At 57.7% G+C, this 26,462-nt stretch carries 18 protein-coding genes; 14 read left to right on the forward strand and 4 right to left on the reverse strand.

The genetic code is table 11. The features are described 5' to 3' along the window. Positions 1–55: 55 nt before the first annotated feature. A complete protein-coding gene (locus AC0V60_RS04945; protein ID WP_486177399.1) occupies positions 56–1,912 on the forward strand; it encodes an SLC13 family permease in 1,857 nt (618 codons plus the stop codon). Positions 1,913–2,262: 350 nt separating this feature from the next. On the opposite strand, the gene AC0V60_RS04950 is transcribed toward AC0V60_RS04945, so the two are convergent. Both AC0V60_RS04950 and AC0V60_RS04955 read right to left on the reverse strand, forming a co-directional pair. Beyond that, on the reverse strand, positions 2,263–2,442 hold the full coding sequence (locus tag AC0V60_RS04950) for a hypothetical protein (protein ID WP_486177400.1): 180 nt from the start codon (positions 2,440–2,442) through the stop codon (positions 2,263–2,265). A gap of 152 nt (positions 2,443–2,594) precedes the next feature. After that, positions 2,595–4,193 (reverse strand): isocitrate lyase, encoded by a 1,599-nt coding sequence (locus tag AC0V60_RS04955; RefSeq protein WP_486177401.1) that lies wholly within the window; start codon positions 4,191–4,193, stop codon positions 2,595–2,597. Positions 4,194–4,344: 151 nt separating this feature from the next. On the opposite strand from AC0V60_RS04955, the gene AC0V60_RS04960 reads away from it, so the two are divergent. From AC0V60_RS04960 to AC0V60_RS04985, 6 genes are all read left to right on the forward strand, one after another. Then, positions 4,345–5,679, forward strand: coding sequence for a helix-turn-helix domain-containing protein (locus tag AC0V60_RS04960; protein WP_486177402.1), 1,335 nt, complete (start codon positions 4,345–4,347; stop codon positions 5,677–5,679). Positions 5,680–5,824: 145 nt separating this feature from the next. Continuing rightward, positions 5,825–7,210 (forward strand): TIGR03013 family XrtA/PEP-CTERM system glycosyltransferase, encoded by a 1,386-nt coding sequence (locus tag AC0V60_RS04965; protein WP_486177403.1) that lies wholly within the window; start codon positions 5,825–5,827, stop codon positions 7,208–7,210. A 3-nt stretch (positions 7,211–7,213) separates the two neighbouring features. Beyond that, entirely contained in the window at positions 7,214–9,238 is a 2,025-nt protein-coding gene (prsK, locus tag AC0V60_RS04970) for an XrtA/PEP-CTERM system histidine kinase PrsK (protein WP_486177404.1), read from the forward strand. A 129-nt stretch (positions 9,239–9,367) separates the two neighbouring features. Next, positions 9,368–10,732, forward strand: coding sequence for a PEP-CTERM-box response regulator transcription factor (gene prsR / locus AC0V60_RS04975; protein ID WP_486177405.1), 1,365 nt, complete (start codon positions 9,368–9,370; stop codon positions 10,730–10,732). Further along, positions 10,725–12,200: a tetratricopeptide repeat protein gene (locus tag AC0V60_RS04980; protein ID WP_486177406.1), complete on the forward strand. Its 1,476-nt coding sequence runs from the start codon at positions 10,725–10,727 to the stop codon at positions 12,198–12,200. The genes prsR and AC0V60_RS04980 overlap by 8 nt, the downstream gene beginning before the upstream one ends. A gap of 54 nt (positions 12,201–12,254) precedes the next feature. Further along, a complete protein-coding gene (locus tag AC0V60_RS04985; protein ID WP_486177407.1) occupies positions 12,255–13,223 on the forward strand; it encodes a bile acid:sodium symporter family protein in 969 nt (322 codons plus the stop codon). Here the strand turns inward: AC0V60_RS04985 and panB are convergent. After that, positions 13,213–14,085 (reverse strand): 3-methyl-2-oxobutanoate hydroxymethyltransferase, encoded by an 873-nt coding sequence (gene panB / locus AC0V60_RS04990; protein WP_486177408.1) that lies wholly within the window; start codon positions 14,083–14,085, stop codon positions 13,213–13,215. The genes AC0V60_RS04985 and panB overlap by 11 nt on opposite strands. Before the next feature lie 449 nt (positions 14,086–14,534). Here panB and AC0V60_RS04995 point away from each other — a divergent pair, with 449 nt between their 5' ends. The 4 genes from AC0V60_RS04995 to AC0V60_RS05010 all read left to right on the forward strand — a co-directional run bounded on the left by AC0V60_RS04995 (position 14,535) and on the right by AC0V60_RS05010 (position 18,946). Continuing rightward, positions 14,535–15,947, forward strand: a complete 1,413-nt coding sequence (locus AC0V60_RS04995) for a sodium-dependent transporter (RefSeq protein ID WP_486177409.1) — start codon at positions 14,535–14,537, stop codon at positions 15,945–15,947. Positions 15,948–16,058: 111 nt separating this feature from the next. Further along, the gene (locus tag AC0V60_RS05000) at positions 16,059–16,976 is read left to right on the forward strand and encodes a recA-like protein (protein ID WP_486177410.1); all 918 of its coding nucleotides are present in this window, start codon (positions 16,059–16,061) and stop codon (positions 16,974–16,976) included. Continuing rightward, on the forward strand, positions 16,903–18,519 hold the full coding sequence (locus AC0V60_RS05005) for a DUF6504 family protein (RefSeq protein WP_486177411.1): 1,617 nt from the start codon (positions 16,903–16,905) through the stop codon (positions 18,517–18,519). The genes AC0V60_RS05000 and AC0V60_RS05005 overlap by 74 nt, the downstream gene beginning before the upstream one ends. 265 nt (positions 18,520–18,784) lie before the next feature. Beyond that, complete coding sequence (locus AC0V60_RS05010; RefSeq protein WP_486177412.1) at positions 18,785–18,946, forward strand: hypothetical protein; 162 nt, start codon at positions 18,785–18,787, stop codon at positions 18,944–18,946. A 115-nt stretch (positions 18,947–19,061) separates the two neighbouring features. Here AC0V60_RS05010 and AC0V60_RS05015 read toward each other — a convergent pair whose 3' ends face one another. Next, entirely contained in the window at positions 19,062–19,625 is a 564-nt protein-coding gene (locus AC0V60_RS05015; RefSeq protein WP_486177413.1) for a phosphoribosyl-AMP cyclohydrolase, read from the reverse strand. A gap of 203 nt (positions 19,626–19,828) precedes the next feature. On the opposite strand from AC0V60_RS05015, the gene AC0V60_RS05020 reads away from it, so the two are divergent. The 3 genes from AC0V60_RS05020 (at position 19,829) to AC0V60_RS05030 (ending at position 26,460) form a co-directional block, all read left to right on the forward strand. Then, on the forward strand, positions 19,829–21,079 hold the full coding sequence (locus AC0V60_RS05020; protein WP_486177414.1) for a putative DNA modification/repair radical SAM protein: 1,251 nt from the start codon (positions 19,829–19,831) through the stop codon (positions 21,077–21,079). A 142-nt stretch (positions 21,080–21,221) separates the two neighbouring features. Further along, positions 21,222–22,667, forward strand: coding sequence for a UdgX family uracil-DNA binding protein (locus tag AC0V60_RS05025; RefSeq protein WP_486177415.1), 1,446 nt, complete (start codon positions 21,222–21,224; stop codon positions 22,665–22,667). A 1-nt stretch (position 22,668) separates the two neighbouring features. Continuing rightward, on the forward strand, positions 22,669–26,460 hold the full coding sequence (locus AC0V60_RS05030; protein WP_486177416.1) for an error-prone DNA polymerase: 3,792 nt from the start codon (positions 22,669–22,671) through the stop codon (positions 26,458–26,460). Positions 26,461–26,462: the final 2 nt, after the last annotated feature.

Raw genomic sequence — 26,462 nt, forward strand, 5'->3', positions numbered from 1 at the left:
AAAATCACTTGCCAAGCCTCTCGCAAATTGAGACATCCTAGCTAGCACGCTGATTATGATCGACGCACCCTCCTTTCACGCAATCGCTGCAATGGCTGTCACGGTGCTTATGTTCGTGGCATTCGTGCGCAATTGGGCCTCGATTGAGATTGTCTCGCTGTTCACCATCGCGGTTATTGCGGTGGGGCTTTATTTCTTCCCGCTAGAGATCATGGACCCCATAACGGGGGAGGCAATGATCGACCCTGCAACCGGCGAGGTGATGACGGCCAAGCCCACCGACGGGCTCGCCCTCGCTTTCGGAGGGTTCGGCCATTACGCGCTTATCACCATTTGCGCGCTGATGATTATGGGCAGGGGGCTGGTCGTGACCGGCGCGTTGGAACCAGCGGCCCGCGTATTGGAGCGATTGTTTAAGTTCAATCTTCAGGTCGGCCTGCTCATTTCGCTCGTGATCGCGCTTGTGCTGTCGATGTTCGTCAACAACACCCCTGTGCTGGTGTTGATGATCCCAATATTCGCCGCGCTTGCGGCCAAAGGCGCATTGCCTACGTCAAAGACGCTTATGCCGCTCAATGCCGCCAGTCTTATTGGCGGGCTTGCCACAACGGTCGGCACCTCGACCAATATCCTTGTGGTCTCCATCGCGGTGGACCTTGGGATGCGAGAGATTGGCGTCTTTGACTTCACGCCGATTGTACTGGGCGCAGCTCTGATTGCGCTTCCTTACATGTGGCTGGTCATGCCGCGCTTGCTTAAAGACAACAGCGTTGAGGCAGCGGCAGCTGCGCGCATGTTCCACACGCGCCTTCGCGTAGGGACCCAGTCGATGCTGACGGGCAAAGAGCTTTCTGAAATCGAAGAAGAGCTCCCGGATGGGATCACATTCCACGGCAAGCTCTCAGGCCCATTTCAACCCCAACAGCGCGTCCATATCTCTGGCACGCATGAGGCCCTCGAAGACGCAACGCGCGAGCTTCGCGGGGAGCTCGCTCCGACTTGGGTGCTTGACCGGATCAAGCGCACTGCCTCTGCAAAAGGGCTTGATCAGATGGTGGTCGAGATGACCGTCACAGCGGATTCGCGCCTGATCTCGCGCACATTGCCAAGTTCTGGCATCGCTGATCTTTACGGTGTCGCAGTTCTGGGCATCCACCGTCCCGAGCGCCTTATGGGTGAGCGGGATCAATATTCCGAAGGCGGCGATCTGCGCATCATGGAAGGCGATGTGCTTTTGGTGATGGGCATAGAGCCTGACCTGCAAGAGTTTGCCCGGGCTGATGCTTTGCTGATGCTCGAAGGCGCACGCGAATTGCCTCGCCGGTCAAAGGCCGTGCTTTCAACGGCGATCATGGGTTTCTCTGTGGTCATGGCCGCCCTTGGCTTCCTGCCCATCGCGATCAGTGCGCTTGTGGGCGCGATCTTGATGTTTGTGACCGGCTGTGTGAAGTTCGACCGAGTGGGAAGGGCGCTTTCTGGCCAAGTCATTGTGCTGGTCGCCGCGAGTATTACCATCGGCCGGTTTATCGACGAAAGCGGGGCTGCATCGTGGCTGGGCGAGACCTTGTCGCTGGGCCTTGTGTATTTGCCGCCTGCTTTGGTTTTGGCCGCGATCATGGCGTTTGTAACCGTGCTCACCAACTTTGCCTCCAACGCGACCGCAGCAACCGTTGGAACGCCGATTGCGTTCAGCATCGCGGCCACCTTGGGCCTTCCGCCAGAGCCGCTCGTGCTCGCTGTGCTGTTCGGGTGCAACCTGTGTTACGCGACGCCGATTGCGTATCAGACCAATATGTTGATCATGGCTGAGGGCAAATACGAGTTTGCCGACTACATCCGCACCGGAGTTCCTCTGGTGGTGATAATGGTGATGGCGCTCTCGGTCCTGCTTGTGATGAGCTATGGGCTTTAGCGCGTTTGAGGAGACCCCGCTGGCAACCAGCTTTCATCATTAAGATAAAGCGGTCCGCCATTTTCCTACATTGGAGCAATCTGTGATGGCGTAGAATGGCAGCGAACGTCACCAGTCATCACATTGAATTTACCTTTCAATTGTCTTCTTGGCGATCAATCAGATTGATGCCCCCAGGCAATGGACTTAGCGTATCAAACTCGCGCTTCAAAAGGAGTTGAAGCAAGTTTGCTTAACCTTGCGCACAAACAGTTACGGCCACCAAACAGGTCTAGAGACCCGCTTGGCGGCCGTGTTCTCCTCCCCAGGAGAATGCTGTGATAGAAAGACCTGTTTGGGCCGTCCGCGCCTTAGCTGGGAACGTAGGTTCCAAGTCGGTGGTGCAGGGCGTTGATCTTGGCCAGCTCGTCGCGGTCTTCGGTTCCGCGGGCGTGGCTCTCAAGCGCGCGGCGCAGGAGTTTCATGTCCGCAGTTGAAAGAAGCGCACGCGCGCGTGAAGGTTCGGTGCTTGGGGTATCTGTGTCGCTCATCGGTTCTCTCTTTAATGGTCCAGCATGGGCCGAATGATGAGTAAAGCTAATGAAGGGTTGGATCGGTTCCCGCAAGGCCAGTCTTTCGATTGACCTTGCGGGTTCCCTCTCCACCTCTTTGCGTAACCAGTTGGACGGCAGCGAATGACGCCCTAAGCCGCAGCGAACTGATTCATCGTGTTGTCTTTGCCCCCAGCTTTTAGGGCTGCTTCACCGGCGAAGTATTCCTTATGGTCATCGCCAATGTCGCTGCCAGCCATGTTCTGGTGCTTGACGCAGGCGATACCCTGACGGATTTCCTCGCGCTGCACGTTCTTGACGTAGCCGAGCATGGCTTGCTCACCGAAGTACTCCTTCGCGAGGTTATCAGTGCTGAGGGCAGCCGTGTGATAGGTCGGAAGCGTGATGAGGTGGTGGAAAATACCGGCACGCTTCGCAGCGTCTGCTTGGAAGGTGCGGATCTTCTCATCGGCTTCGATAGCAAGATCAGTCGCGTCGTAGTCAATACTCATCAAACGGTCGCGCTCGTATGCGGAAACGTCTTTTCCTGCTTCTTCCCAAGCGTCAAACACTTGCTGGCGGAAGTTGAGGGTCCAGTTGAACGATGGCGAGTTGTTGTAAACCAGCTTTGCATTCGGGACGACTTCGCGAACACGGTCCACCATGCCGGCGATCTGCTCAACGTGGGGCTTCTCGGTTTCGATCCACAGGAGATCAGCGCCGTTCTGGAGCGAAGTGATGCAGTCGAGGACGCAGCGATCTTCACCGGTTCCAGCGCGGAAGCTGTAAAGGTTCGATGGAAGGCGCTTGGGCGCAAGCAGTTTGCCATCGCGGCTGATGAAAACCTGACCGTTGGTGATGTCCGCTGGGTCCACTTCATCGCAGTCAAGGAAGGCGTTGTACTGGTCGCCAAGGTCACCGGGCTCTTTGCTGAACGCGATCTGCTTGGTCAGGCCAGCACCGAGCGAGTCGGTGCGGGCAACGATCACGCCGTCTTCAACGCCCATTTCGAGGAAGGCGTGGCGGCAGGCGCGGATCTTCTGCAAAAAATCCTCGTGAGGGACGGTAACCTTGCCGTCCTGGTGGCCGCATTGTTTCTCGTCAGAGACCTGGTTCTCGATCTGGAGTGCGCAGGCCCCTGCCTCAATCATCTTTTTGGCGAGAAGATAGGTGGCCTCGGCGTTGCCAAAACCTGCATCGATGTCGGCGATGATTGGAACGACATGCGTTTCGTAATTGTCGATATCATTCTGGATTTGCTTGGCTTTCACCTCATCACCGGCATCACGCGCTGCATCAAGAGCACGGAACATGCCCCCAAGCTCGCGCGCATCGGCTTGCTTAAGGAAGGTATAGAGTTCCTCGATCAGCGCAGGAACGGAAGTCTTCTCGTGCATGCTCTGGTCAGGGAGGGGGCCAAACTCGCTGCGAAGCGCCGCAACCATCCAGCCAGAAAGGTAAAGATAACGCTGTTTGGTGGTGCCGAAGTGCTTCTTAATTGAAATCATTTTCTGCTGCGCAATAAACCCGTGCCAGCAACCCAGCGACTGCGTGTAGTGCGCCGGGTCAGCGTCATAAGCGTCCATATCGGCGCGCATGATTTTCGCGGTATATTTCGCGATGTCGAGGCCGGTGGGGAAGCGATTCTGGATCGCCATTCGGGCGGTTGCTTCAGCATCAATCGCGCTCCAGCTCGGGCCGGCGGCATTGATGGTGTTGCTCATTTGCGAAATGGTGTTTTGATAGGTCATCGAAGGCACCTTGTTTAGTAGAGGGGAGGTATGCATCCCTCTTGCCATGATGCAGCGCAGCGCGATAGGAAAAGTTACAGACTTTATTGTCTGTATCGAGCGAATGCAGGTAATCATTGTGTAACTCTGTAAACTTATTTACAGAAGCGATATGACTGATACCTCTCTTCTGGCAGGGCCATCCCTTCGCCGCTTGCGGAAACGCGAAGGGCTTACGCAGGCCGCGATGGCCGCCTCTCTTGGTATTTCACCAAGCTATCTCAACCTTATCGAACGCAACCAAAGGCCGCTGTCGGCCCGCGTTCTGGTTCAGGTGATTGAGCGTTTCGATTTTGATCCGCGCGATCTTCGGGAGGACGAGGCGATCGGCGGGATTGACGGCCTTGCTCGCCGTATGTCCGATAAGCGCTTCGCAGACCTCAATATCGACCGCGAGGAACTGCAAGAGTTCCTCTCCGCAGCTCCGCAAGCAGCCGCAGCGTTCGCGCGGCTTTATGACAATTCCGATGAAAGAGAAGGCCGGGGCGAAAATCCTGCCGATGAGGCGCGCGAGGCGGTTGAGCGTTGGCAGAACCACTTTGCCGACCTCGATCACGCAGCAGAGGCGCTTGCGGACGAGCTTCGACTTTCGCGCGGGGACATTAGCGCTGGTCTGATTGAACGTCTGCGCGAAAAGCACCGGCTGTCCGTGCGCGTTCTCCCCGCTGAGGTTGTACCGGGACTTGTCCACCGGTTGGACCTACACGCTCGTCAATTGCAGCTTTCCGAGATGCTGGGCGGGGCGGCAAGGCGGTTCCAGATTGCGCGTCAGATCGCGAGCCTTGAACAGCGCGAAGGCATTGAGCTGATCGTCCAAGGCGCCAACCTTTCCTCACCCGAAGCGCGCGAGAGGTTTCGTGAGCACGTGACCGACTATGCCGCGTCCGCACTGCTTATGCCGTATGGGCGTTTCGTGCGCGCCTGCGAGCAAACGGGGTACGATCTGCCGGTCCTTTCGCGCCGGTTTGCCGTTAGCTTTGATCAATTGGCGCAGCGGCTGACCACGCTTCAGAGGGTCGGTGAACGGGGCTTGCCGTTCTTCACTGCTTGGTTTGGGCGCACAGGACGGATGGTCCATTTTAGCGCAGGGGCTAGCGGTGCACTTTACCCGCTTGATGGGGCAAGATGGCCTGCCTGGGCACCCTATGCCTCGTTTGAAAGTCGCGGGACCATGCACACGCAGGCTGTGACATTTGGTGAGGGAGAGGCTGCCCCAAAGCACTGGTTTACAGTGGCGCGTACAATCGAGGTTGATGGCGCTGCTTGCTCGGCGCGACGCTCCATTGTTCTGGGGCTTGAAGCGCGGTTTGCAGGAGAGCTTGCGCAGGCACGCGGCGTGTCCCTTGATCCGCTTGATGCCATGCCGCTGGGAGTTGGCTGCCCCAGATGCGGACGGGTTGAGTGTCTCAACCCCGCTCCTGCTCGCATGGCCATGGAGCGCGGGTGAACGCAATATCCTTTGCCCGCTATTAACTTCTGAAGCGCAAGCTTTCCTGCGGGTTCAAAAGCCATTGTAAAGTTTACCGACACTTAAACTCTCGTGCGTAAAGAGGACCATCAAGGGACCCTCGAAGGTAAGGCGCACGCGCACAATGATCCGGTTGTTCAAGCACTATATTCCCCATGCGGTCATGCTTCTTGGCTTGCTCGACTTTGCGCTATTGGTGCTTGCCGGTGAGTGTGCGTGGCTGCTGCGGGCCAATCAGATCGGGATGGACCCGGGCCCCATCGAAGGGCGCTGGGTCCCGCTGTTGGGATCTGCCTCGATTGTGTGGCTCGCGATGATAGCGGTTGGCGTTTACGGGCCTTACTCATTGAGATCACTGCGGTTTGCCAGTGCGCGTTTGCTCGTAGCGATCAGCCTTGGGATCATCGCGCTTGCGACCATTGATTGGATATTGCCGGGTGAGACCTTTTGGCGCTCGACCCTGCTTTACGCGATGGGTCTTTCCATCCTCGTACTGATTGCAGACCGGCTTCTCTTGAACAGTTTCCTGGGCTCATCCGCCTTCCGCCGCCGTGTGATGGTGCTCGGCGCAGGGGTGCGTGCTCAGCGGCTTCGCGAACTTGGCGACAGGGCAGAAAGCGGCTTCGTCATCGTTTCATACATTTCCATGGGAGAGCCTGAGCGCGTTGTCGAAGAGGCAATCGCGCGTGATGCAATCCATGACTTGGGGCGCTTTGTGGAAAACCTTGGCGTCAGCGAAGTGGTGCTCGCGCTTGAAGAACGCCGCAACTCGCTCCCACTGACCGACCTTTTGCGGATCAAGACCAAGGGCGTTCACGTCAATGATTTCTCCAGCTTCCTTGAGCGCGAGACGGGCCGGGTGGACCTTGATACGGTCAATCCAAGCTGGCTGATTTTTTCTGATGGCTTTTCGAGTGGCCGGATCTTGTCGAGCGCGTTCAAACGCGTCTTTGATATTGCCGCAAGCCTCATCTTGCTCGTTCTTACCTTGCCAGTCATTGCCGTCTTTGCAATCATCGTTAAGCTCGACAGCAAGGGGCCTGCCTTCTTCCGTCAAAAGCGTGTGGGGCTTTTTGGCGAACCATTTTACCTCATTAAGCTGCGCTCGATGCGGACAGACGCTGAGAAAGACGGCGCGAAATGGGCCTCTGAGAATGATGCCCGCATCACCCGCGTTGGCCGCTTTATCCGAAAGGTTCGCATCGACGAACTTCCGCAAACGTGGAGCGTCCTTAAAGGCGAAATGAGCTTCGTTGGCCCGCGACCTGAAGTGCCTGCCTTCGTCGATGATCTTCAAGAAGAGATCCGTTTTTATCAGGAACGCCACATGGTCAAACCCGGCATCACCGGGTGGGCTCAAATCAACTACCCCTACGGTGCCTCGACCGAAGACAGCCGCAAAAAGCTCGAATACGATCTGTACTACGCCAAGAACTACACGCCTTTCCTCGACTTCGTGATCCTGCTCCAAACGGTGCGCGTGGTCCTTTGGCCGGAAGGAGCGCGCTGATCTGTGCAGTGGTTAGTCGATCTTGAGCCGATGATTGCGCTTGCCTGCTATTGGGTAGGCGGGATTGCGGCTGCTGGCGCTGGCGCTTGGATTGCACAGGCCGGAGACCGCACGCGGCCTGATCGCAGCGCTGTGTTGGTGGCGCTTGGCGCGGCCGTTGTATGGTGCAGCCTTTCTATCGCCGCATCGCCCGGCTCGGTTGCGGTCATGATCGCAGAATCAGCGTGCAACTTGGCGTTGCTGGCTGTCATTTTTCAGCTTTTTGCAGCCGATGGGCGCGATGAAAGCTTGAAGCCGACACGCCCAGTGATCGTGACGCTTGTTCTTGTTGAGATACTCCAACTCATTGTGAATGTGGTCGAGAGCCTCACAGCCTTCATGCCTCAGGTGATGCAGCTTGCCCATGAGATCAGCGGTCTTTTCAGCATGATGATCGCCATCGGCGCGCTCGTATTGCTTCACAACCTTTACGCAGGCGCAGCCTCGGCCTCACGGCGGATCATTTTGTGGAGCGGGATCGGGCTGGGTGCGTTTTTTGCGTATGACCTCAACCTTCACACACTCTCCTATCTGGGAGAGACCGACCCGCCGTTTCTGACTTCGCTGCATGCAATTGTGGCTGGGATTATGGCCGTGATGATGGCCATCGGCGCGAATGCGACAAGCGCCGGCCTTGAATTTCGGCCCTCGCGCGCTGTCACGTTCCAGACGCTTTCTCTGCTCGTGATTGGCACCTATCTGATTGTAATGGTGCTCGTCACCCGGAGCCTGGCTTTGCTTGGCGGCGACGTCGGCAGAGCGAGCCAGATCGCCTTCATCGTTTTCGCAGTGGCGGCAGCGGCCATGTGGCTGCCATCACACCGGATCAGGCGGTCTGTCCGGGTGATGGCATCAAAGCATCTGTTCCAGCACCGTTATGATTACCGTGAAGAATGGCTTCGCTTTACGCGCACCATCGGCCACGCCTCAAGCGCTGGAAGCAGCTTTCAGGAACGTGCGGTAAAGGCGGTAGCCGATATCACCGACAGTCCCGCAGGCCTTTTGCTGATGCCCAATGAAGAAGCTCAGTTGGAGCTCAACGCTCGCTGGGAATGGGCAACGCTCGATGTGCCCGCTGTTGCAAGTGATCACATGCTTCCCAGCCTTCTTGAGCAACAGAACCATATCCTCGCACTCGATGAATCGCGTTCGGGTATCGAGTATTTTGGCGAACTCGAGCATATTCCCGCATGGCTTAGCGAAGCTGAAGATGCTTGGGCTCTTGTCCCGCTCCTGCATTTTGACCGCCTCGTTGGCGTCATAGTGCTCGCGCGCCCCCGGATCGAGCGTAAGCTCGATTGGGAGGACTTTGATCTCCTTCGCGTGGTGGGACATCAGCTTGCCAGCTATCTTGCCGAACAGGCGGGCCAACAGGCGCTGATGGACGCAAGCCGCTTTGACGAATTCAACCGGCGCATTGCGTTCGTTATGCACGACATCAAGAACCTCGCCAGTCAGCTTTCGCTGCTTTCGAGAAATGCCGAGAAGCACGCAGACAACCCCGATTTTCGCGCTGATATGCTCGTCACATTGCGCAATTCGTCGGACAAGCTGAACACGCTTTTGGACCGGCTCGGACGATACGGTGCTGGGCATTCGCAGGCCATGCGTGAGATTGATCTGGCGCAGCTTGCAGCCAAGGTTTGTGCACGCTTCAAGGGCGTGCATCCTGTCGTCCTGGCGAAGACCGATAAGGCTGTCGTCCTAGCGGATGCGGAGGCTGCCGAGCAGGCGCTTTTGCACATCGTTCAAAATGCCGTTGATGCAAGCGAGCCGGTTGAAGCGGTGATGATCAACACTCGCCGCGACGGGCTCAATGGCCTGATCGAAATTGTCGATTCCGGCACCGGTATGTCGCCAGAATTCATGCGCACCCGCCTGTTCAAGCCGTTCGTGTCTTCCAAGCAAGGCGGTTTTGGCATCGGCGCGTTCGAAGCGCGAGAAATGATCAAAGCGATGGGCGGCAGGTTAATGGTGGATTCTGCGTGAGAATATCGGATCACGCTTCTCGGTGAGCCTGCCTGTGCCGGAAGCTGCACGCATGGTTGACGCAGCCAGCGCAGTCAAACCCGCAGCAAATCTGAAAAATCCAGTTTCAAATGAAGAAGAGGTCGCCTGATGGCTGACAAGAAACCCACACTGCTCGTCGTCGAGGATGATGAGGGCCTTCAAGCACAGCTCAAATGGGCATATGAAGACTTTGAGGTAGTGATTGCGGGCGACCGTGACAGTGCCATTGCTGCTTTGCGCAGCGAGGTGCCGTCTGTGGTGACGCTCGACCTTGGCCTTCCACCTGATCCCGATGGAACGACGGAGGGCTTTGCGGTGCTTGATGCGATCATGGCATTGAAGCCTGACACCAAGGTAATCGTCGCAAGCGGTCATGGCGCGCGCGAAAGTGCGCTTCAGGCGGTTGAGCATGGGGCCTATGATTTCTATCAGAAGCCGGTTGATATCGAGCAGCTTGGATTGATCGTCCGGCGCGCGTTTAATCTCCACACAATCGAGGATGAGAACCGGCGTCTTGTCGCTAATGCTAGCGAAGACAAGACTGTGCTTGGCCGCTTGATCACTGGCGCGCCTGAGATGGTCAAAGTCGCCCGTACGATTGAGCGTGTTGCCTCGGCCAATGTATCGGTCATGCTTCTGGGCGCAAGCGGCACAGGCAAGGAATTGCTCGCCCAAGGCCTGCACAATGCGAGCAATCGCTGTGATAAGCCTTTTGTTGCGATCAACTGTGCGGCAATCCCGGAGAACCTTCTTGAAAGTGAGCTTTTCGGCCACGAGAAGGGCGCGTTCACTGGCGCTGTGAAAACCACCGAAGGAAAGATCGAAAACGCCAATGGAGGCACGTTGTTCCTCGATGAGGTCGGCGATATTCCGCTGCCCCTTCAGGTCAAATTGCTGCGTTTCTTGCAGGAACGTACGATTGAGCGGATCGGCGGGCGCAAAACGATTGCGGTCGATACCCGTATTGTCTGTGCGACCCATCAGAACCTTGAAGGGATGATCGCAGAAGGCACTTTCCGTGAGGACTTGTTCTACCGGCTTGCCGAAATTGTCATTCGTATTCCAAGCCTTGCTGAGCGCCACGGTGACGGTGTGCTTTTGGCCAAGGCGTTCCTCAAGCGGTTCGCCAAAGAGATGAACCCTGCGGTCACCGGCTTTGCTCCCGATGCGCTTAAAGCGATCGACGCGCACGATTGGCCCGGCAATGTGCGCGAGCTGGAAAACCGAGTGAAGCGCGCGGTCATTATGGCAGACGGTAAGCTTGTGGGCGCCGCCGATCTCGACTTTGATAGTGAGGGCGAAGAGGATGAAGAGGTCCTCAACCTGAAATCTGCACGCGAGCAATCGGACCGCCGCGTGATCCGTCATGCGCTCGCCAGGAGTGAAGGCAACATATCGAGCACCGCTAAGCTTCTCGGGATCAGTCGCCCCACTTTGTACGATCTCCTCAAGCAGTATGATCTCCATGCTTAAACCAAAAATCATTGTCGCGAGCCTTGTTCTGGCGGGCTCTGGAATTGCGGGCTGCTCCGGCGAGCCTGAGCCGCAAAGCGCATCAGAATTGCAGGGAAGCCAAGCCCTTCTCGATGCGGTCGAAGACGCGAGGCGTCATGTGCGTTTTGGCGATCTTGCCGCTGCTGGTCGGTCATACGATCAGGCGCTCGAACTGGATCCTGAAAACCCGGGATTATGGGTTGATATTGCGAGGCTTCGCTTTCTTGGCGGGGAACATCTCACCGCGATTGAGGCGGCGGACTATGCGCTTGAGCTGGGGCCCAATTATGCGCCTGCGCTTCTTCTGCGGGCCCAAATGGTGCGCGATGCCAATGGGCTTGAGGAATCGCTTGTGTGGTTCGAGGCGGCTTCTGCTGCAGACCCGAATAATGCCGAAATCCTTGGCGAATATGCCGCCACGCTGGGCGATCTTGGGTACAACGCAGACATGCTCTCAGCTGTGCGTGACCTCACCGAGTTCGCACCCGAAGAGCCCAAAGCGCTCTACCTTCAAGCCGTGCTTGCAGCGCGCGGTGAAAAACCTGCGATTGCAGCACGGCTGCTCGAAGAAAGCCGTTACATCGAAAACGGTGTGCCAGCGGCGAAAATGCTCGATGCAATCATCAATCTGCAATCGGGCAATTTCGATACGGCGGCCAATAAACTTGAGACTTTGGCAGAGGAGCAGCCTGCCAATGTCCGCGTCCGAGAGCTTTTGGCAAGAGCCTGGTGGCTTGGTGGACGTGATAATTTGATTGTCGATCGTTTCTCCAAATTTGTCGAAGGGCGCAGCGCCTCTTCCTACCTCACCATGCTCGTTGGCCGCGCGCTTGAGCGGATGGGTGAGCGTGAGCGCGCCCTTCCTATCATTGAGCGAGCCAATCTGTTGAACGCAGCTGCTATCTATGTGCTGCCTGACGAGACATCGCTTCCTGAAGTGACCAAACGTCTTCGCGGGCTCGTTTCAGCCCGCAATTTTGGGGCAGCTCGGACGGCTTCCACCTCATTCCTGCGCCAATATTCGCAGTCGGGCGATGCCCATTCGCTTGCCGGCGACATAGCGCTTGCCAGCGATAATCCACTGCCAGCAATTGAGCTTTATCAAGTCTCAGCGCAGGTTCGCCGTTCATGGCCACTGACACGCAAGCTTACCTCTGCCATGCTTCAGGTGGGCGAGGGTGAGGCTGCAAAGGCTCTTCTTGCGCGCTATGTCCAAGGCGATCCGCAAAACCTTGATGCGCTTGTGGTGCTGGCAAAGCTCAGCGCAGAAGAGGGCGATTGGCTCCGAGTTCAAGTCCTGCTTGATACAGCGATTGCACAAGGAGGTGGGAGTGATCCCGCCATCCTTAGCCTTCGTGTTAAGGCGGCGCAGGAGCTAGGCAATGAAGAGGACGCGGCTCAGGCCGCGGCGCTCTTGGCGGATACGCTGCCCCAACCGTTCCTTTAGGGCGCTTTCCTCCCTTCTCGACATTCTGCGGCTGACAGGGCAGGGCGCTCGCCGATGTTGAAGCGCCTCTCCTTGCTAGCCGATCCGATGATCGCGGTGTTGTTATCAGCGACACTGCTAGCCGCCGTGCTGCCAGCCGCCGGAGAGATGCGCGCCGCGGCGCAAATGGTCTCAAACATCGCGATCTTTCTCCTGTTCCTAGTCAACGGCATGCGCATTGCGCGCGGGGAGATTGCCAGGGGCCTTGCAAACTGGCGCTTTTTCGCGCCGCTGTTTGTTTGGGTATTTGGAGCCATGCCGCTTATTGGCTTTGGCTTGTCGAACGCTGCTTCCAGTATCCTTCCGCCTTTGGTCGCCCTTGGGTTCGTGTTTCTTGGCGTGCTGCCTTCAACGATCCAATCGGCGACTTCCTATACCAGCCTTGCAGGCGGCAATGTCGCTCTGTCCGTAGTGGGAGCGGCCCTCATCAATATAGCCGGTGTCTTCATCACCGCGCCGCTGTTTGCGCTTCTCGCCGGAAGCCAGGCGGCGGATATTGGGAACGAGACGATTGTGCGCATTGGCGTCATCTTGATCTTGCCATTTATGATCGGCCAAGCTGTGCAGGGGTGGACGATTGACTGGCTGAAGGCGCGCAAGTCCGATGTGGCTTGGCTTGACCGGATCGTCATTGGCATTGCCGTCTATGTCGCGTTCTCAGGGGCGGTTGAACAAGGGCTGGGTCAGATGTTTACGCTCCTTGGTTGGGTGGCTCTTATTGGTCTCATCATAGTCTATCTTATCGCGGCCTCAGGGGGCGCTTGGCTGACGGGCGGCCTTCTCAAAGTGGCCCGCGAAGACCGCATCGCATTCCTATTTGCCGGCGCTCAAAAAAGCGTTGCGATTGGAGCGCCGCTTGCCGCTATTCTGTTTGCACCAGACGTTGCAGGCTTCGTCATCGCGCCGCTGCTGCTTTACCATCTGCTTCAGCTGATGATCGCAGCGCCGCTTGCGAATATACTGGCGAAGGACACTAGCTCTTAGGCTGGTACGTCTGCTCTGCGGTTGGGAAGGTCCGCTCGCGCACTTCTTCGGCATAATGCGCCACCGTCTTTTCAATAACGGACGCGATGTCTTCATATTTCTTCACAAAGCGCGGCACCCGCTCGAACATGCCCAGCATGTCTTCGGTCACCAGCACCTGGCCATCGCATTGGTTAGAGGCACCAATCCCGATGGTGGGGCAGGACACCGCTTTGGTGGCTTTGATCGCAATAGGTTCAAGCACGCCCTCAAGCACAATTCCAAACGCGCCCGCCTGATCCAAGGCAATCGCATCGCTGACAATCTTCTCAGCCTCCGCATCAGAACGCCCGCGCGCCATATAGCCGCCAAGCACATTCACCGCCTGCGGGGTAAGCCCCACATGGCCCATGACCGGGATGCCGCGTTGGTTGAGAAACTCGACGGTCTCAGCCATGGCCTCACCGCCTTCGAGCTTCACTGCGGCTGCACCGGTTTGCTTGAGGAGGAAAGCCGCGCTCTCAAATGCCTGTTCCTTGGAGGCCTCGTAAGAGCCGAAAGGCATGTCCACCACCACCACGGAATGGTACGACCCGCGCACAACTGCCGCGCCGTGATTGGCCATCATCTCCAAGGTCACAGGGACAGTGGAGGGCAGGCCGTAAATCACCTGTGCGAGGCTATCCCCGACCAGCAGCAGATCGCAGTGAGCATCCAGCAATTGTGCCTGACGCGCAGTATAGGCGGTCAGCATGACCAAGGGTTCTTCTGTCACTCCATCCTTCTTGCGCGCCCTTACACGCGGCACGGTGAGCCGTTTCATTGGCTGAGGGGTGGGGTTTGCGCGGCTAGTGCTTGTATCAAGCTGGAATGTTGTGGACATGGGAACTTCTTTAAAAGGGGACTTTGCAAAACGCAAAGCAGTTGGAAACGGGCAAATTTGTGGTCAGCAAAGGCGCAGCGGGGTGAACCGGCTCGATAGGCCTATGGGACACCACTGTCCCATAGGATGGTCATTCCCTTCCTACTTCACTCATAAATTCAGTGGCTTGCTTGTTAACCTTATGGGACACTTGTGCGTTAGAAATTTGGCTATCTCCTGAAAGTGTACGGTGGCACAGCCAGAATGACGCCAGATGCAGGTGTAGGAAAGCGCTCGCTTGCGGCGCGTGTCTGCTTGGAACTGAGTGTTCAAGGGCGGTTCAAGGCGGGCATCATTCACGAAAACCGGCAAAGTGGCCCTTGGCCTCGCGCGCGAAACATTGCACAAAGGCGCGCATAAATGAGGGATAGCGCCAATGAGGGGCGCGCATAAAAGGGAACTAGCATAAGATGGCAGCAGCAGGTTCGGGCGCAAGAGCCGGTCACGAGAACTGGTCATCGCGCAGCGCGTTTATTCTTGCAGCCGTCGGATCAGCCGTCGGCCTTGGCAATATGTGGCGCTTCCCGGCAGAAGCGGGGGAAAATGGAGGAGGGGCCTTTGTCTTGTTCTACATTTTCTGCGTTCTGCTGATCGGCTTGCCGGTTCTTTTGTCAGAGGTTCTTATCGGCCGTCATGGTCAGGCCAATGCGCCTGAAAGTGTGCGCCGCGTTGCGCGCGATTCCAACGCATCTGATGGGTGGAGCGTACTTGCGTCGATGGGCGTTTTTGCAGCCTTCATGATCCTCAGCTTTTACTGCGTCGTGGGCGGTTGGGTTGTTTATTACATCGGTGTGTTCGCCAGTGACCTGTTCCAGACCGGCCTTGTTGGTGGTGCGTTCGAGGGGCGCGATCCGGAAGAGATTAAAGCGCTCATGCCGGACCTCTTTGGCAATGGCAGTCTTATGATTGGGCTCAATTTGGGCTTTCTTGCAGTGACGATGTTCTTCGTCTCGCGCGGGGTTTCAAGCGGGATTGAGTGGGTGGCGGTCTATCTTATGCCGCTGTTCTTCCTCCTGTTTTTGTCGATCACGATCTACGGCGCGTTCACCGGTAATTTCGCTGAGGCAGTCGCTTACCTGTTCACTTTCGACTTCTCGAAGCTAACGGGCGAAGTCATGCTGGCAGCGGTTGGTCAGGCCTTCTTTTCCCTCTCATTGGGTGTGGCAGGCATGATGACATATGGCGCATATGCCAATCGCGACACCAATCTGGGTGAAACCTCCGGCATTATCGCAGGCGCAGATACAGCGGTTGCGCTGCTCGCTGGCTTGGCTATTTTTCCGATTGTATTTGCAGCGGGCCTTTCGACCAATGCAGGTCCGGGATTGATGTTTGAATCGCTTCCGATTGCGTTTCAACAGATGCCATTTGGTTCAGCCATCGGGCTTGCGTTCTTTGTGATGATCTTCTTCGCAGCGCTTACAAGCTCGGTCTCTCTGCTTGAGGCTCCAACCGCTTATGTCTTCGAAAAGTTCAAACTGGCGCGGCCGGTGGCGACGATCATCGTTGGCGCGGGCGCTGCGGTGCTGGGGATTTTGTCTGCGCTGTCGTTCAACGATCTGGCAGAGTTTTATCCGCTCGGTTTCATCCCGCTGTTTGCGGAGACCAATTTCTTTGACACGTTGGACGGGGTGACGGCCAAATTGTTTATGCCCATCGGTGCGATTTTGACCTGCATCTTTGTCGGTTGGATCGCCGATGCGCGGCTGATCGACAAAGAGAACGGCCTTGATGGAGCTTTGCATAAGCTGTGGCGGGCGTTGGTGCGCTTTGTGTGCCCGATTGTTCTTGCCGTGATTCTGTTCGTGGGTCTGACCAGCTAGGGGCCTGACCCTAAGCAAAAATAGGGAGGAGTGCGGGACTTGCGCTCCTCTATTTTTTGTGGAACATAATAGGAACAAAGGGTCTTTCTATGAGTCTCTTTGTATGTTCCTATGACGAAACCCGATCCTCTTTCCCGGCCTGAAGCGCCGCCCCTTGCGCACCTCTCGGGTGTGGATGTCGCCGCTCTGTCAAAACAGCGCGAGGCGCGTTGGCGTCCGGGATTGGCGGATCAGCCTTTGCATAGCGAGATTTTTGCCAGCGCCCGTAATGGCAGCGGGGCGGGGCTGGCGCTTGCTTTGGCGCGCGATGCCATAAATGTTGCTGCGCCGGTTGCGGGCGCGAGCGATGATGCACTGGCAGAGGCCGAGGACAGGCGGCAGCTTTTGTGGGTGCAGGACAAACGCGCGGTCCAGATGAACGGGCGGCCTTATATCCACGCGCTGCCAGAAGAATGGCGCGAGCGGGTGATCTGTGTCGAGGCTCAGAAAGCTGAGGATGCTCTGTTTGCGCTGGAGGAGGGACTCAAATGCCGCGAGCTTGCCTGTGTGATCGGAGAGATTGCTGGCAACCCCCGCGCGCTCGACTTCACCGCCTCGCGCAGGCTTAGTCTGACAGCTGAAAAGCACGGGGTAGCCTTATGGCTGGTACGGCTTGAGGCGGATGCGGATTTGTCTTCGGCAAGGATGCGGTGGCGTGCGCGGTCTGCGGTTTCAGCGGAACCCAGATGGAATATGCAGGCGCCGGGGGAGCCCGCTTGGCAGGCGGAGTTATTCCGGGCGCGCTCCCATGCGCCGGGGGAGTGGAAGCTGGCCCACGATGGGACGCGACTGTGCATCTCCACCCCGCCCCAGAAACGACCACAAAAGCAACCCACCAAAGAAACTGAGCGCCCTCTCGAGCATACGCCCAATGACCCTTTCAAACCCTCCAAAAGAGCCCAGCAAAGAACGGCGTATGGATCGGCGCATAATGGCCATCTGGTGCGCGCGACTTTCGGTCGATCGCTGGCGGCTGTCGCGCGGGGATGATGCGCAAGAGAGTGATGAAGCAGCGGCGGGGAAAGAACCGCCAACCGTCCTCATCACCGAGACCGCTCATGGCCCCCGCATTGATGCGGTGAATGCGGCGGGGCACGCAGCGGGTGCTCGCTCAGGACAGATGCTGGCCGATGCGCGCGCGCTCTATCCGCAGCTTCAAACCGCTCCGGCAGACCCGGCAGGCGACCTCGCGTTCCTTGAAAAGCTTGCCGTGTGGGCACAGCGTTGGGGGCCGTGGAGCGCGCTTGATCCGCCCGACGGCGTGATCGTTGATGTGACAGCGGTAGCACACCTCTTTGGTGGTGAGCGACGGCTTCTCGCCGATGTGGAGCGCGCCTTTGCCAGGCGGCATCTGGCCGTCCGCGCGGCGATTGCTCCCTCAGCGGGCGCGGCATGGGCGCTTGCACATTATGGGGCGCATTACGGGCCGCGTGGCAGTATCCTTAACGCCTCTACGGGGGAGGCTATGATGCGCCAACTTGCCGATCTTCCGGCCGCAGCGCTCAGGCTCGATACCGATGTGCTCACAGTCTTGCGCCGCCTTGGCCTTAAGCGTTTAGGCGACCTTGCTGATATCACCACTGGCGCGATCAATCGCAGCGAGGCGGCTGCACGCGACGCCCTCCACCGGCGCTTTCGCGGCCGCAAATCGCCTGCGGCAAACCCGCTGATCCGCCTCGACCAGCTGCTGGGCCGCGTTCCCGAGCCGCTTCTTCCTGTGGTCCCTCAGCATATGCCTCTGGTGCAGCGCCGCTTGATGGAGCCATTGCGTCACCGCTCGCTGCTTGACCAAGTGCTGGGTGACTTGGCCCAAGATATGGCGCGTGAATTGGAGGCGCAGGGGCAGGGGGCAAGGCGGTTAGAGCTTGGGCTTTGGCGGGTCGATGGAGAGGTGGTTGTGCGCCGCTTGGAACTCGCCGCTGCCACGCGGGACCCTGAACACATCACCCGCCTGTTTGCAGAAAAGCTGGAGGGGATTGAGGCAGGCTTTGGCATTGAAACCGTGCGTCTGCGGGCCAGTTGGACAGAACCCTTTGCCGCCACGCAGGGCGATGTGGAGGAAGCCGCAGAGCGCCACGGCATCTCGCTTTCCGCCTGCATCGACCGGCTGAGTGTGCGTCTTGGCCCCCACGCCGTGCGCCGCCCGGTCCCTCACGCCAGCCACCTGCCCGAACGCGCCCAAAGCTGGCAGCCCCCACTTGGCGCTGTCGCTGCCTGCGACACTCTGGCACCGCCTGGGAAAAGGCCGCTTAAACTGCTCGACCGCGCTGAGAAGATCGCTGTGCTCTATGCCTCGCCCGATGGCTATCCGCAGCGCTTCCGTTGGCGCTCGCGCGTTTACGAAGTTGCCCGTGTCGAAGGGCCTGAGCGCATTGCCCCTGAATGGTGGCGCGAACGGTCGACCACACGCCTGCGCGATTATTACCGTATCGAAGACGCAAAAGGCGCGCGCTATTGGATATATCGCTCAGGGATTGCAGGCGATGGCCGGGGCGGGACACCTGAGTGGTTTCTGCATGGCCTGGATGCATGAAGAGGCATTGGTGCGGGAGGGGTTTTGTGAACTATTGTAAATGGTTACTCGCCGGTTAGCTTTTGTTTACTTATTTCTGCGACTATCCCTCCATGGCAATGGTTGAAACCCCTCGCAGATCTGATCGGCGCGCCCTTCACCTGATGGTAAAGGGGCGAGTGCAATCACGCGCCATCTATGCTGATCTTATTGATATCTCCGAGGGGGATGCAAACTGCAAGCAAGGGCTGGCTTTGCCAATGTTGGCGACCGTGTGACCATCCGTATGAACGGCATCAATGCGCCGCTTGGTGAAGTGGTGTGGGTGGATGAAAAAACGGCAGGCGTGGCTTTCCAACATCCGATGCACATCGCCATACTCGATCACCTGTACACCAGCGTGCACAGCGCCAGTTCTCAAGACAAGCAGCGCATGCACCAGATATAGCTCGCGCGGTCTTTCATAACCTAGATATGCACAAAAAAGGGGCCGGGAGTAACATCCGGCCCCTTTTGCGTTTGTAGCTCTCTCAGCTGCTTTTCCATTCGAGGAAAGCGGCGTTTTAGCTCGCGCTGTAAGGCATTGAACTGTGGTGAAGGACGATTTTCAGCTCGCCGTCTTCGTCACGTTCGTAAGCGAAAGAGTATTCAACCTTGGTTACATTGCCGTCAGTGCCGGTGAACATGTAATTGCCCATAGCTACTGCCATGTCGCCGCTATCTGAGATCACGGTGCCGTTGTTTTCCCAAGCGACGTTTGTGTAAGGCGCTATAGCAAACCCGCCATCTTCAGTGCCTTCAGTGCCCACAAAGTAGCTGAGCGCTTCTTCAGAGGTCTCGCGGAATTGGTCTTCAGCAGCAAGAGTTGGCTTGAACAGGATGTTTGCATCCTCACCATAGGCATAGTGTGTCTCAATGTGCTGAGCGGCGCGGGCGCGGTAGTCACCTTCATTGGTGTAGGTTGCGCCGATATCAACGATGCCTTCGCCCCAGGCTTTTTGAGCAGCGGCTACTTCAGCTTGGGTGATAGGGGTGGTTGTGCTGCCTGAGGCCGCTTGTGCATTGCTGCATGCAGCAACTGCGAGTGAGCCAAGGCCAACAACACCGATATAGGCAAGCTTTTTCATTTTAGTCTCCTTTGGGGGACGTCCCCTTAAATTCTGAGACGTAAATACGATGATTCTGGCCCTTCCGAAATTCCCCGGAGAGTTTACGTCGCTGTGTGTAGGCCGGGTGGCCTATGGCGCTGCGCTGCGATGCGTGTGTTGGTTCTATAGTAAGGTCATAATTTGCAGTTGCCGGAAGGGGAAATAGAACATACAAAGAACATATGATTCAGCGTTCCCCTCAAAAGCCTTTACGCGAAAGGCTGGAAATCCTCGCCGACGCGGCGAAATATGATGCGTCTTGTGCCTCGTCAGGGACGGCGAAGAAAAACTCGATCGGCGGCAAAGGTGTGGGCTCGACCGAGGGGATGGGCATTTGTCATGCTTATGCGCCTGATGGGCGGTGCATCTCGTTGCTTAAGGTGCTGCTCACCAATCACTGCATCTTTGATTGCCATTACTGTGTGAACCGCAAAAGCTCGAACACGCCGCGCGCGAAGTTCACGCCTCAGGAAGTCGCGGACCTCACGATCAATTTCTACAAGCGCAATTATATCGAAGGGCTCTTCTTGTCCTCCGGCATTATCAAAAGCTCCAATCACACGATGGAGCAGTTGATGGAGTCTGCGCGGATCCTACGCGAGGAATATGATTTTCGCGGCTATATTCATCTCAAGACCATTCCAGAGGCTGATCCTGAACTGATCGAGCAGGCGGGGATGTATGCAGACCGTGTGTCGATCAATGTGGAATTGCCGACGCGCGCTGGGCTGACGAAGCTTGCTCCTGATAAGGATCAGGAGGAGATTGAAGGGGCTCTGGCGAAGACCAAATCTCGCATCATTCAGGCAAAGGACGAACGAAAGCGTTTTCGCCACGCGCCGCGTTTTGCACCTGCGGGGCAATCGACACAGATGATTGTGGGCGCAGACGACGCCAATGATGCAGCCATCGTTGGGCGGGCGAGCGGTCTTTACAATCAGTTTGGCCTCAGGCGGGTCTATTACAGCGCCTTTTCCCCGATCCCCGATGCAAGCGCGGTGCTGCCTTTGAAACGGCCACCTTTGATGCGTGAGCACCGATTGTATCAATCCGATTGGCTGATCCGGTTCTATGGGTTCGGCGCAAATGATGTAGCTGATGCGACGGAGAAGGATGGGAACCTTCCGCTTGATATTGATCCTAAGCTTGCTTGGGCGCTGAAGTTTCGGGGCGAGTTTCCGGTCGATGTGAACCGGGCGTCCAAGGAACAGCTCTTGCGCGTGCCGGGCCTGGGGACGACAGCGGTTGGCCGCATTCTGAAAGCGCGGCGGCACAGGCGTTTGCGATTGGAGGATGTCGGGCGGCTCACCCAATCTATAGCCAAGGTACGGCCCTTTCTGGTGGCGGCGGATTGGCGGCCAACGCGCCTCACCGACCGGGCGGATTTGCGATCAATGCTCGCGCCCAAGCAAGAGCAGTTGGAGCTCTTTTGATGGGGTTTGGCTCAACTTGCTCCCCTCCCGCTTGCGGGAGGGGTTGGGGGTGGGCCAGCAAGGTTGCGTGGGCCCACCCCGCTGCGACTAGCGAGCAAGCTCGCAAGTCTCACAGCCCCTCCCGCAGGCGGGAGGGGAGAATATGACCGCGCTCCAAAACGTCTCTCTTGGCGCTCACTACGTCGTCCACCTGCCGCGCCCCGATGACTTCGCCTTTTGGCGCGAACGTGCGCGGCAGCTTATCCAGTGCGATGTGCCACCAGACCGGGTGAGTTGGGGGGAGCCGGGAAGGACGGGTGATTTGTTCGCTTACGAAGGCCCTTCCAGAGGTGAGAAGCGCTTGCCTGTTCCCGAAGCGAATGCAAGCGAGGTGCGCGCATCCAAACGCTTTATGCGCTTGGCGCGCAATGTGTGTGTCCACTCGGCCCCAGAGCGCTTCAGCCTCCTCTACCGTACCTTATGGCGTCTCCAATCGCAGCCCGGCATGATGCAGGACAGCGCCGACACAGACGTGCGCCGCATTGAAGAGCTCGACAAAGAGGTCCGCCGCGATGCCCACAAGATGCACGCCTTTGTGCGCTTCCGGGAAGTCGAAGATGAGAGCGGAGAACACTACGTCGCCTGGTTTGAACCAGACCACCACATCGTGCGCCGCGAGGCAGGCTTTTTCATGCGCCGTTTTGCCAATATGCGCTGGTCTATCCTGACCCCGCGCGGCTCAATCCATTGGGACGGCGAGACGATGCGCGAAGGCCCTCCAGCGCGCCGCGAAGATGCGCCGGCGGGTGACCCGGTGGAGGCGCTTTGGAAGTCCTACTACGCCTCGATCTTCAATCCCGCGCGGCTCAAAGTCGGCGCGATGCTGTCGGAGATGCCGAAGAAATATTGGAAGAATATGCCTGAGGCGGAACTCATCCCGCAGCTTATCGCAGGAGCCCAAGCGCGCGAGGCTGGCATGGTGGCTGCGGGCGAGCGTGAGGTTCGCGAAGTGCCCTCAAACCTTGAGACCATAGCCCAAGGGATCAGCGCCTGCCGCGATTGTCCCATTGCCGAATGCGGAACCCGCGCGGTTATGGGCGAGGGTGCTGTTGACGCTTCCTTGATGATCGTGGGCGAGCAGCCGGGGGACCAAGAGGATTTGGCGGGCAAACCCTTTGTGGGTCCTGCTGGCCAACTGCTTGATGTCTATCTCGATAAAGCCGGGATTGACCGAAGGAGCGCTTATGTCACCAACGCGGTCAAGCACTTCAAATTTGTTGCACGCGGGAAACGGCGCATCCACCAGACGCCGCAAGCCAAGGAAATTGATACTTGCCGTTGGTGGCTTGAGGCCGAGCGCAAAGTGGTCGCCCCGCGCGTGGTTCTTGCCCTGGGCGCAAGCGCTGCGAGAGCGATGCTTGGCCGCACGGTGAGCCTTGCCAAAGAGCGCGGCAGGCCTGTCCCTCTCGAAGATGGCAGCGAGCTGTGGATCACCGCCCACCCGTCCTATTTGCTGAGGCTCGAAGGCGAGGCGAGGGCGGCTCAACAAGAGTTGTTCGCCTGCGATCTCGCGGCAGTGCAGAGGCGGCTTGCAGAGGTGGCCTCGTGATATGCCCGAGGCCCCGCTTACCCCTGACAAACGCACGCTGGAGCTTGATCCTAACCTGATCGAACCGCCGCCACCCGCGTCCTTTGTGGAACTGGGGTTGGTGAGCTGTTTCAGCTTTCTTCGCGGTGCTTCTGATGCGGTGGACTTGGCGATGACGGCGCGCGCCCTTGGCTATGATGCGTTGGGGCTGGCGGATGCCAACAGTTTTGCAGGCGTGGTGCGGCTCCACACCGAAGCCAAAACCCTCAAACTGCGCCCCATTATCGGCACACGGATAGAGACGGTCGAGGGGCTCGCCTTTCTCGCCTATCCCAAAACCCGTGCCGCCTATGGCCGCCTATCGCGTCTCATCAGCCAAGGGCGAATGCAGACGATAAGCGGCGAATGGCAGGAAAAGGGCGTGTGCGAGATCAGCCTTGCGATGTTGGCGGAGCACTCTGACGGCGTTCAACTCATCCTGCTCCCGCCTGATGATCTGACTGCGCAATTCACCATTGAAGTTGAAAGCAATGTGGTCCCCTTTCGTCACCACGGGCTTGATCCGGGGTCCAGCTCGCTTGAGGCAGGCGAGAGGCAGGCTGGTTCCCGGCTCGGTGGCCGGGATGATGATAGAGTAAAGCTCACCGCTCCTTTCCCCAAGCTTCTCCCCCGTATCGCTCAGCAATTTGGGAGCCTGCGCCATATGGCTGCAAGCTATCTCTACAGAGGGGATGATGTGGCGCGGATTGATGAGCTTGACAGATTAGCGCGGGAAAACACTCTTACTCTACTCGCCACTAACGATGCGCATTATCACGCCCCTTCGCGCCGTCCTTTGCAGGATGTTATGATGGCGATTGCAAACAAGACCACGGTGGCAGAGGCCGGGCACCTGCTTCATGCCAATGCAGAGCGGCATCTTAAGTCGCCCGAGCAGATGGTGCGCCTGTTCGAACGCTGGCCCCATGCGATCCGCGCCGCGCGCGAGGTGGCGGACAATTGCGACTTTTCGCTCGATGAACTGGCCTACGAATACCCCGACGAAATCTACCCCGATGGCATGAGCCCGCAGGAATATCTCGAGGTTGAGACATGGTCAGGGGCCGAGCGGCGCTATCCTAATGGCGTTCCAGAAAGCGTCCGTGATACGTTGGAGCGCGAGCTTGCCTTGATTGCAAAGCTCGATCTTGCGCGGTATTTCCTCACCATCAAGGATATCGTCGATTTTGCCCGCAGCGTTGACCCGCCGATCTTGTGTCAGGGCAGGGGGTCAGCTGCTAATTCGGCCGTGTGCTATTGCCTCGAAATCACCTCTGTTGATCCTGCTAAACATGCACTGCTTTTCGACCGTTTCATCTCCGAAGACCGCAAGGAACCGCCCGATATCGACGTCGATTTCGAGCATGAACGGCGCGAGGAGGTGATCCAGTATATCTACGCCAAATATGGCCGCGCGCGCGCTGGGCTCACGGCGACGGTCATCCATTACCGTCCGCGCATGGCGATCCGCGAAGTGGGCAAGGCGATGGGCTTGTCTGAGGATGTCACTTCGCGCCTTGCCAAAAGCGTGTGGGGTTCATGGGGCCGCGAGATCAGTGAGAAGCATGCGGGCGAGAGCGGTCTGGATGTGACCGATCCGCATTTGAAGCGCGTGCTGGCTCTGACCGAGCAGATGATCGGAATGCCCCGTCACCTTAGCCAGCATGTGGGCGGATTTATCCTAACCGACAGACCGCTCACCGAGACGGTGCCGATTGGTAATGGCGCTATGCCAGAGCGGTCTTTTATCGAGTGGGACAAGGACGATATTGAGGCGCTGGGTATCCTTAAGGTCGATGTGCTCGCGCTGGGAATGCTGACCTGCATCAAGAAATGCCTCGATTTGCTTGAGGCGCATCATGAACGCTCTTTAACTCTGGCGACTGTTCCGCGCGAGGACCCGGAGACCTATGCGATGCTGCGCAAGGGGGACTCGCTCGGTGTTTTTCAAGTGGAGAGCCGCGCGCAGATGAACATGCTCCCGCGCCTTCGCCCGCGTGAGTTTTACGATCTGGTGATCCAAGTCGCAATTGTGCGCCCCGGTCCCATCCAAGGCGATATGGTGCACCCGTACCTCAAACGTCGGCGTGGGGCCGAGCAGGTGGTAATCCCCAAGCCGTCGCCTATCCACGGACCGCCCGATGAGCTTTCCAACATTTTGGAGCGAACTTTGGGCGTGCCAATCTTTCAGGAACAGGCGATGAAGATCGCTCTGGATGCGGCCAAGTTTTCCAGCAAAGAGGCAAACCGTCTGCGCAAAGCTATGGCGACGTTTCGCTCGCGCGGTATGGTTGATGAGCTGCAAGATATGATGGTCGGGCGCATGGTGGAACGCGGCTATGATCCCGAGTTTGCTGAGCGCTGTTTTAATCAGATCAGAGGCTTTGGCGAATACGGTTTCCCCGAAAGCCACGCGGCGTCTTTCGCGCATCTGGTTTACGTTTCAAGCTGGCTCAAATGCCATTTCCCGGCTGCTTTCGCGGCGGCTTTGTTGAACTCTCAACCGATGGGATTTTACGCGCCTGCACAGATTGTGAGAGACGCGCGCCAGCACGGGGTTGAGGTTCTTCCAGCGGATGTGAATTGCAGTCAGTGGGATTGTACGTTGGAAGAGGTGGGCGAGGGGATTGGAGAAGAATTTGTTTCGCGCAGAGAACGCAGAGAAGTTGGATCTGCGGTAAAGCCGCTTTCTTCTTTCAAGGGTGCGTCTGGAAACAAAGCTGGAGAGTGTGAGAACGCCTTCGGCGGGCACAATATCTCTGCCTCTCCCTTTCCTCTGCGTTCTCTGTGCGAAACCAGCAAGGGTCGAGATCAAGAAGAAGACCGACAAGACAAACACCGCCATGACAAACACATAGCCCTGCGCCTGGGCCTGCGCCAAATCGACGGCTTCCATGAACATGTCGCAGCACAGCTTGTCGCAGAACGCGCGGAGAATGGTCCTTACCGCGATGTGGCTGAGCTGCGTGAGCGGGCAGGGCTGTCGCCTCCTCATATCGAACGGCTTGCGAGCGCCGATGCTTTTACTTCGCTGAACCTTGCGCGTCGGCAGGCTCTTTGGGATGCGCGAAGCCTGATCGCAGCGCCTGACTTACCGCTGTTTCGTGCGGCTGAAGAGCGCGATGAAGGAGCCGAAAAGGTGCCTACCAAACTCCCTACAATGCCGCTTTCTGAGGAGGTGGTGAACGATTATCAGACCACGCGTTTGAGCCTAAAAGCGCACCCGCTGGCGTTCCTTCGGCCCAGTCTGGCAGAGCGCGGGTTTGTGCGTGCTAGCGACCTTCGCAATCGCAAGTTCCGCTCTATTGTGCAGGTCGCAGGCGTGGTCCTCATCCGCCAGCGGCCGGGCTCAGCCAAGGGCGTGTGTTTCATCACGCTCGAGGATGAGACCGGCGTTGTGAACCTTGTCGTATGGCCGGACCTTAAGGAAAAACAGCGCCAGGTGGTGATGGGCGCACGGCTTATGGAGGTGCGGGGCCGCGTTGAATATGATGATGAGGTGATCCATGTGATCGCTCACCATATGACCGATGCCAGCGATCAGCTTTATGCTCTTTCTGATGATATGCTCAACGCACCTTTGGCGCGCGCAGACCATGTGAACACGCCGCTGCAATCTCATTCGCAGGGGCGTAAGGTGCCTGTCTCAAGAGAAGTCGTAAATCCGCGCGACATGATTGATCAGTTACCGCCAAATCCTGGCCCCAATCTTGGAACACCAGGTGGCCATCCGCGTAACCATAGGATCATCCCTAAGTCGCGCGATTTTCATTAAGG

It is taken from the genome of Erythrobacter sp. S259 (assembly GCF_057364965.1).

Bases quoted from the DNA above. Each gene is read 5' to 3' on its own strand.
- AC0V60_RS04945 (WP_486177399.1), top strand. From the start codon at position 56: ATGATCGACGCACCCTCCTTTCACGCAATCGCTGCAATGGCTGTCACG.
- AC0V60_RS04950 (WP_486177400.1), bottom strand. From the start codon at position 2,442: ATGAGCGACACAGATACCCCAAGCACCGAACCTTCACGCGCGCGTGCG.
- AC0V60_RS04955 (WP_486177401.1), bottom strand. From the start codon at position 4,193: ATGACCTATCAAAACACCATTTCGCAAATGAGCAACACCATCAATGCC.
- AC0V60_RS04960 (WP_486177402.1), top strand. From the start codon at position 4,345: ATGACTGATACCTCTCTTCTGGCAGGGCCATCCCTTCGCCGCTTGCGG.
- AC0V60_RS04965 (WP_486177403.1), top strand. From the start codon at position 5,825: ATGATCCGGTTGTTCAAGCACTATATTCCCCATGCGGTCATGCTTCTT.
- prsR (WP_486177405.1), top strand. From the start codon at position 9,368: ATGGCTGACAAGAAACCCACACTGCTCGTCGTCGAGGATGATGAGGGC.
- AC0V60_RS04980 (WP_486177406.1), top strand. From the start codon at position 10,725: ATGCTTAAACCAAAAATCATTGTCGCGAGCCTTGTTCTGGCGGGCTCT.
- AC0V60_RS04985 (WP_486177407.1), top strand. From the start codon at position 12,255: ATGTTGAAGCGCCTCTCCTTGCTAGCCGATCCGATGATCGCGGTGTTG.
- panB (WP_486177408.1), bottom strand. From the start codon at position 14,085: ATGTCCACAACATTCCAGCTTGATACAAGCACTAGCCGCGCAAACCCC.
- AC0V60_RS04995 (WP_486177409.1), top strand. From the start codon at position 14,535: ATGGCAGCAGCAGGTTCGGGCGCAAGAGCCGGTCACGAGAACTGGTCA.
- AC0V60_RS05000 (WP_486177410.1), top strand. From the start codon at position 16,059: ATGACGAAACCCGATCCTCTTTCCCGGCCTGAAGCGCCGCCCCTTGCG.
- AC0V60_RS05005 (WP_486177411.1), top strand. From the start codon at position 16,903: ATGGATCGGCGCATAATGGCCATCTGGTGCGCGCGACTTTCGGTCGAT.
- AC0V60_RS05010 (WP_486177412.1), top strand. From the start codon at position 18,785: ATGAACGGCATCAATGCGCCGCTTGGTGAAGTGGTGTGGGTGGATGAA.
- AC0V60_RS05015 (WP_486177413.1), bottom strand. From the start codon at position 19,625: ATGAAAAAGCTTGCCTATATCGGTGTTGTTGGCCTTGGCTCACTCGCA.
- AC0V60_RS05020 (WP_486177414.1), top strand. From the start codon at position 19,829: ATGATTCAGCGTTCCCCTCAAAAGCCTTTACGCGAAAGGCTGGAAATC.
- AC0V60_RS05025 (WP_486177415.1), top strand. From the start codon at position 21,222: ATGACCGCGCTCCAAAACGTCTCTCTTGGCGCTCACTACGTCGTCCAC.
- AC0V60_RS05030 (WP_486177416.1), top strand. From the start codon at position 22,669: ATGCCCGAGGCCCCGCTTACCCCTGACAAACGCACGCTGGAGCTTGAT.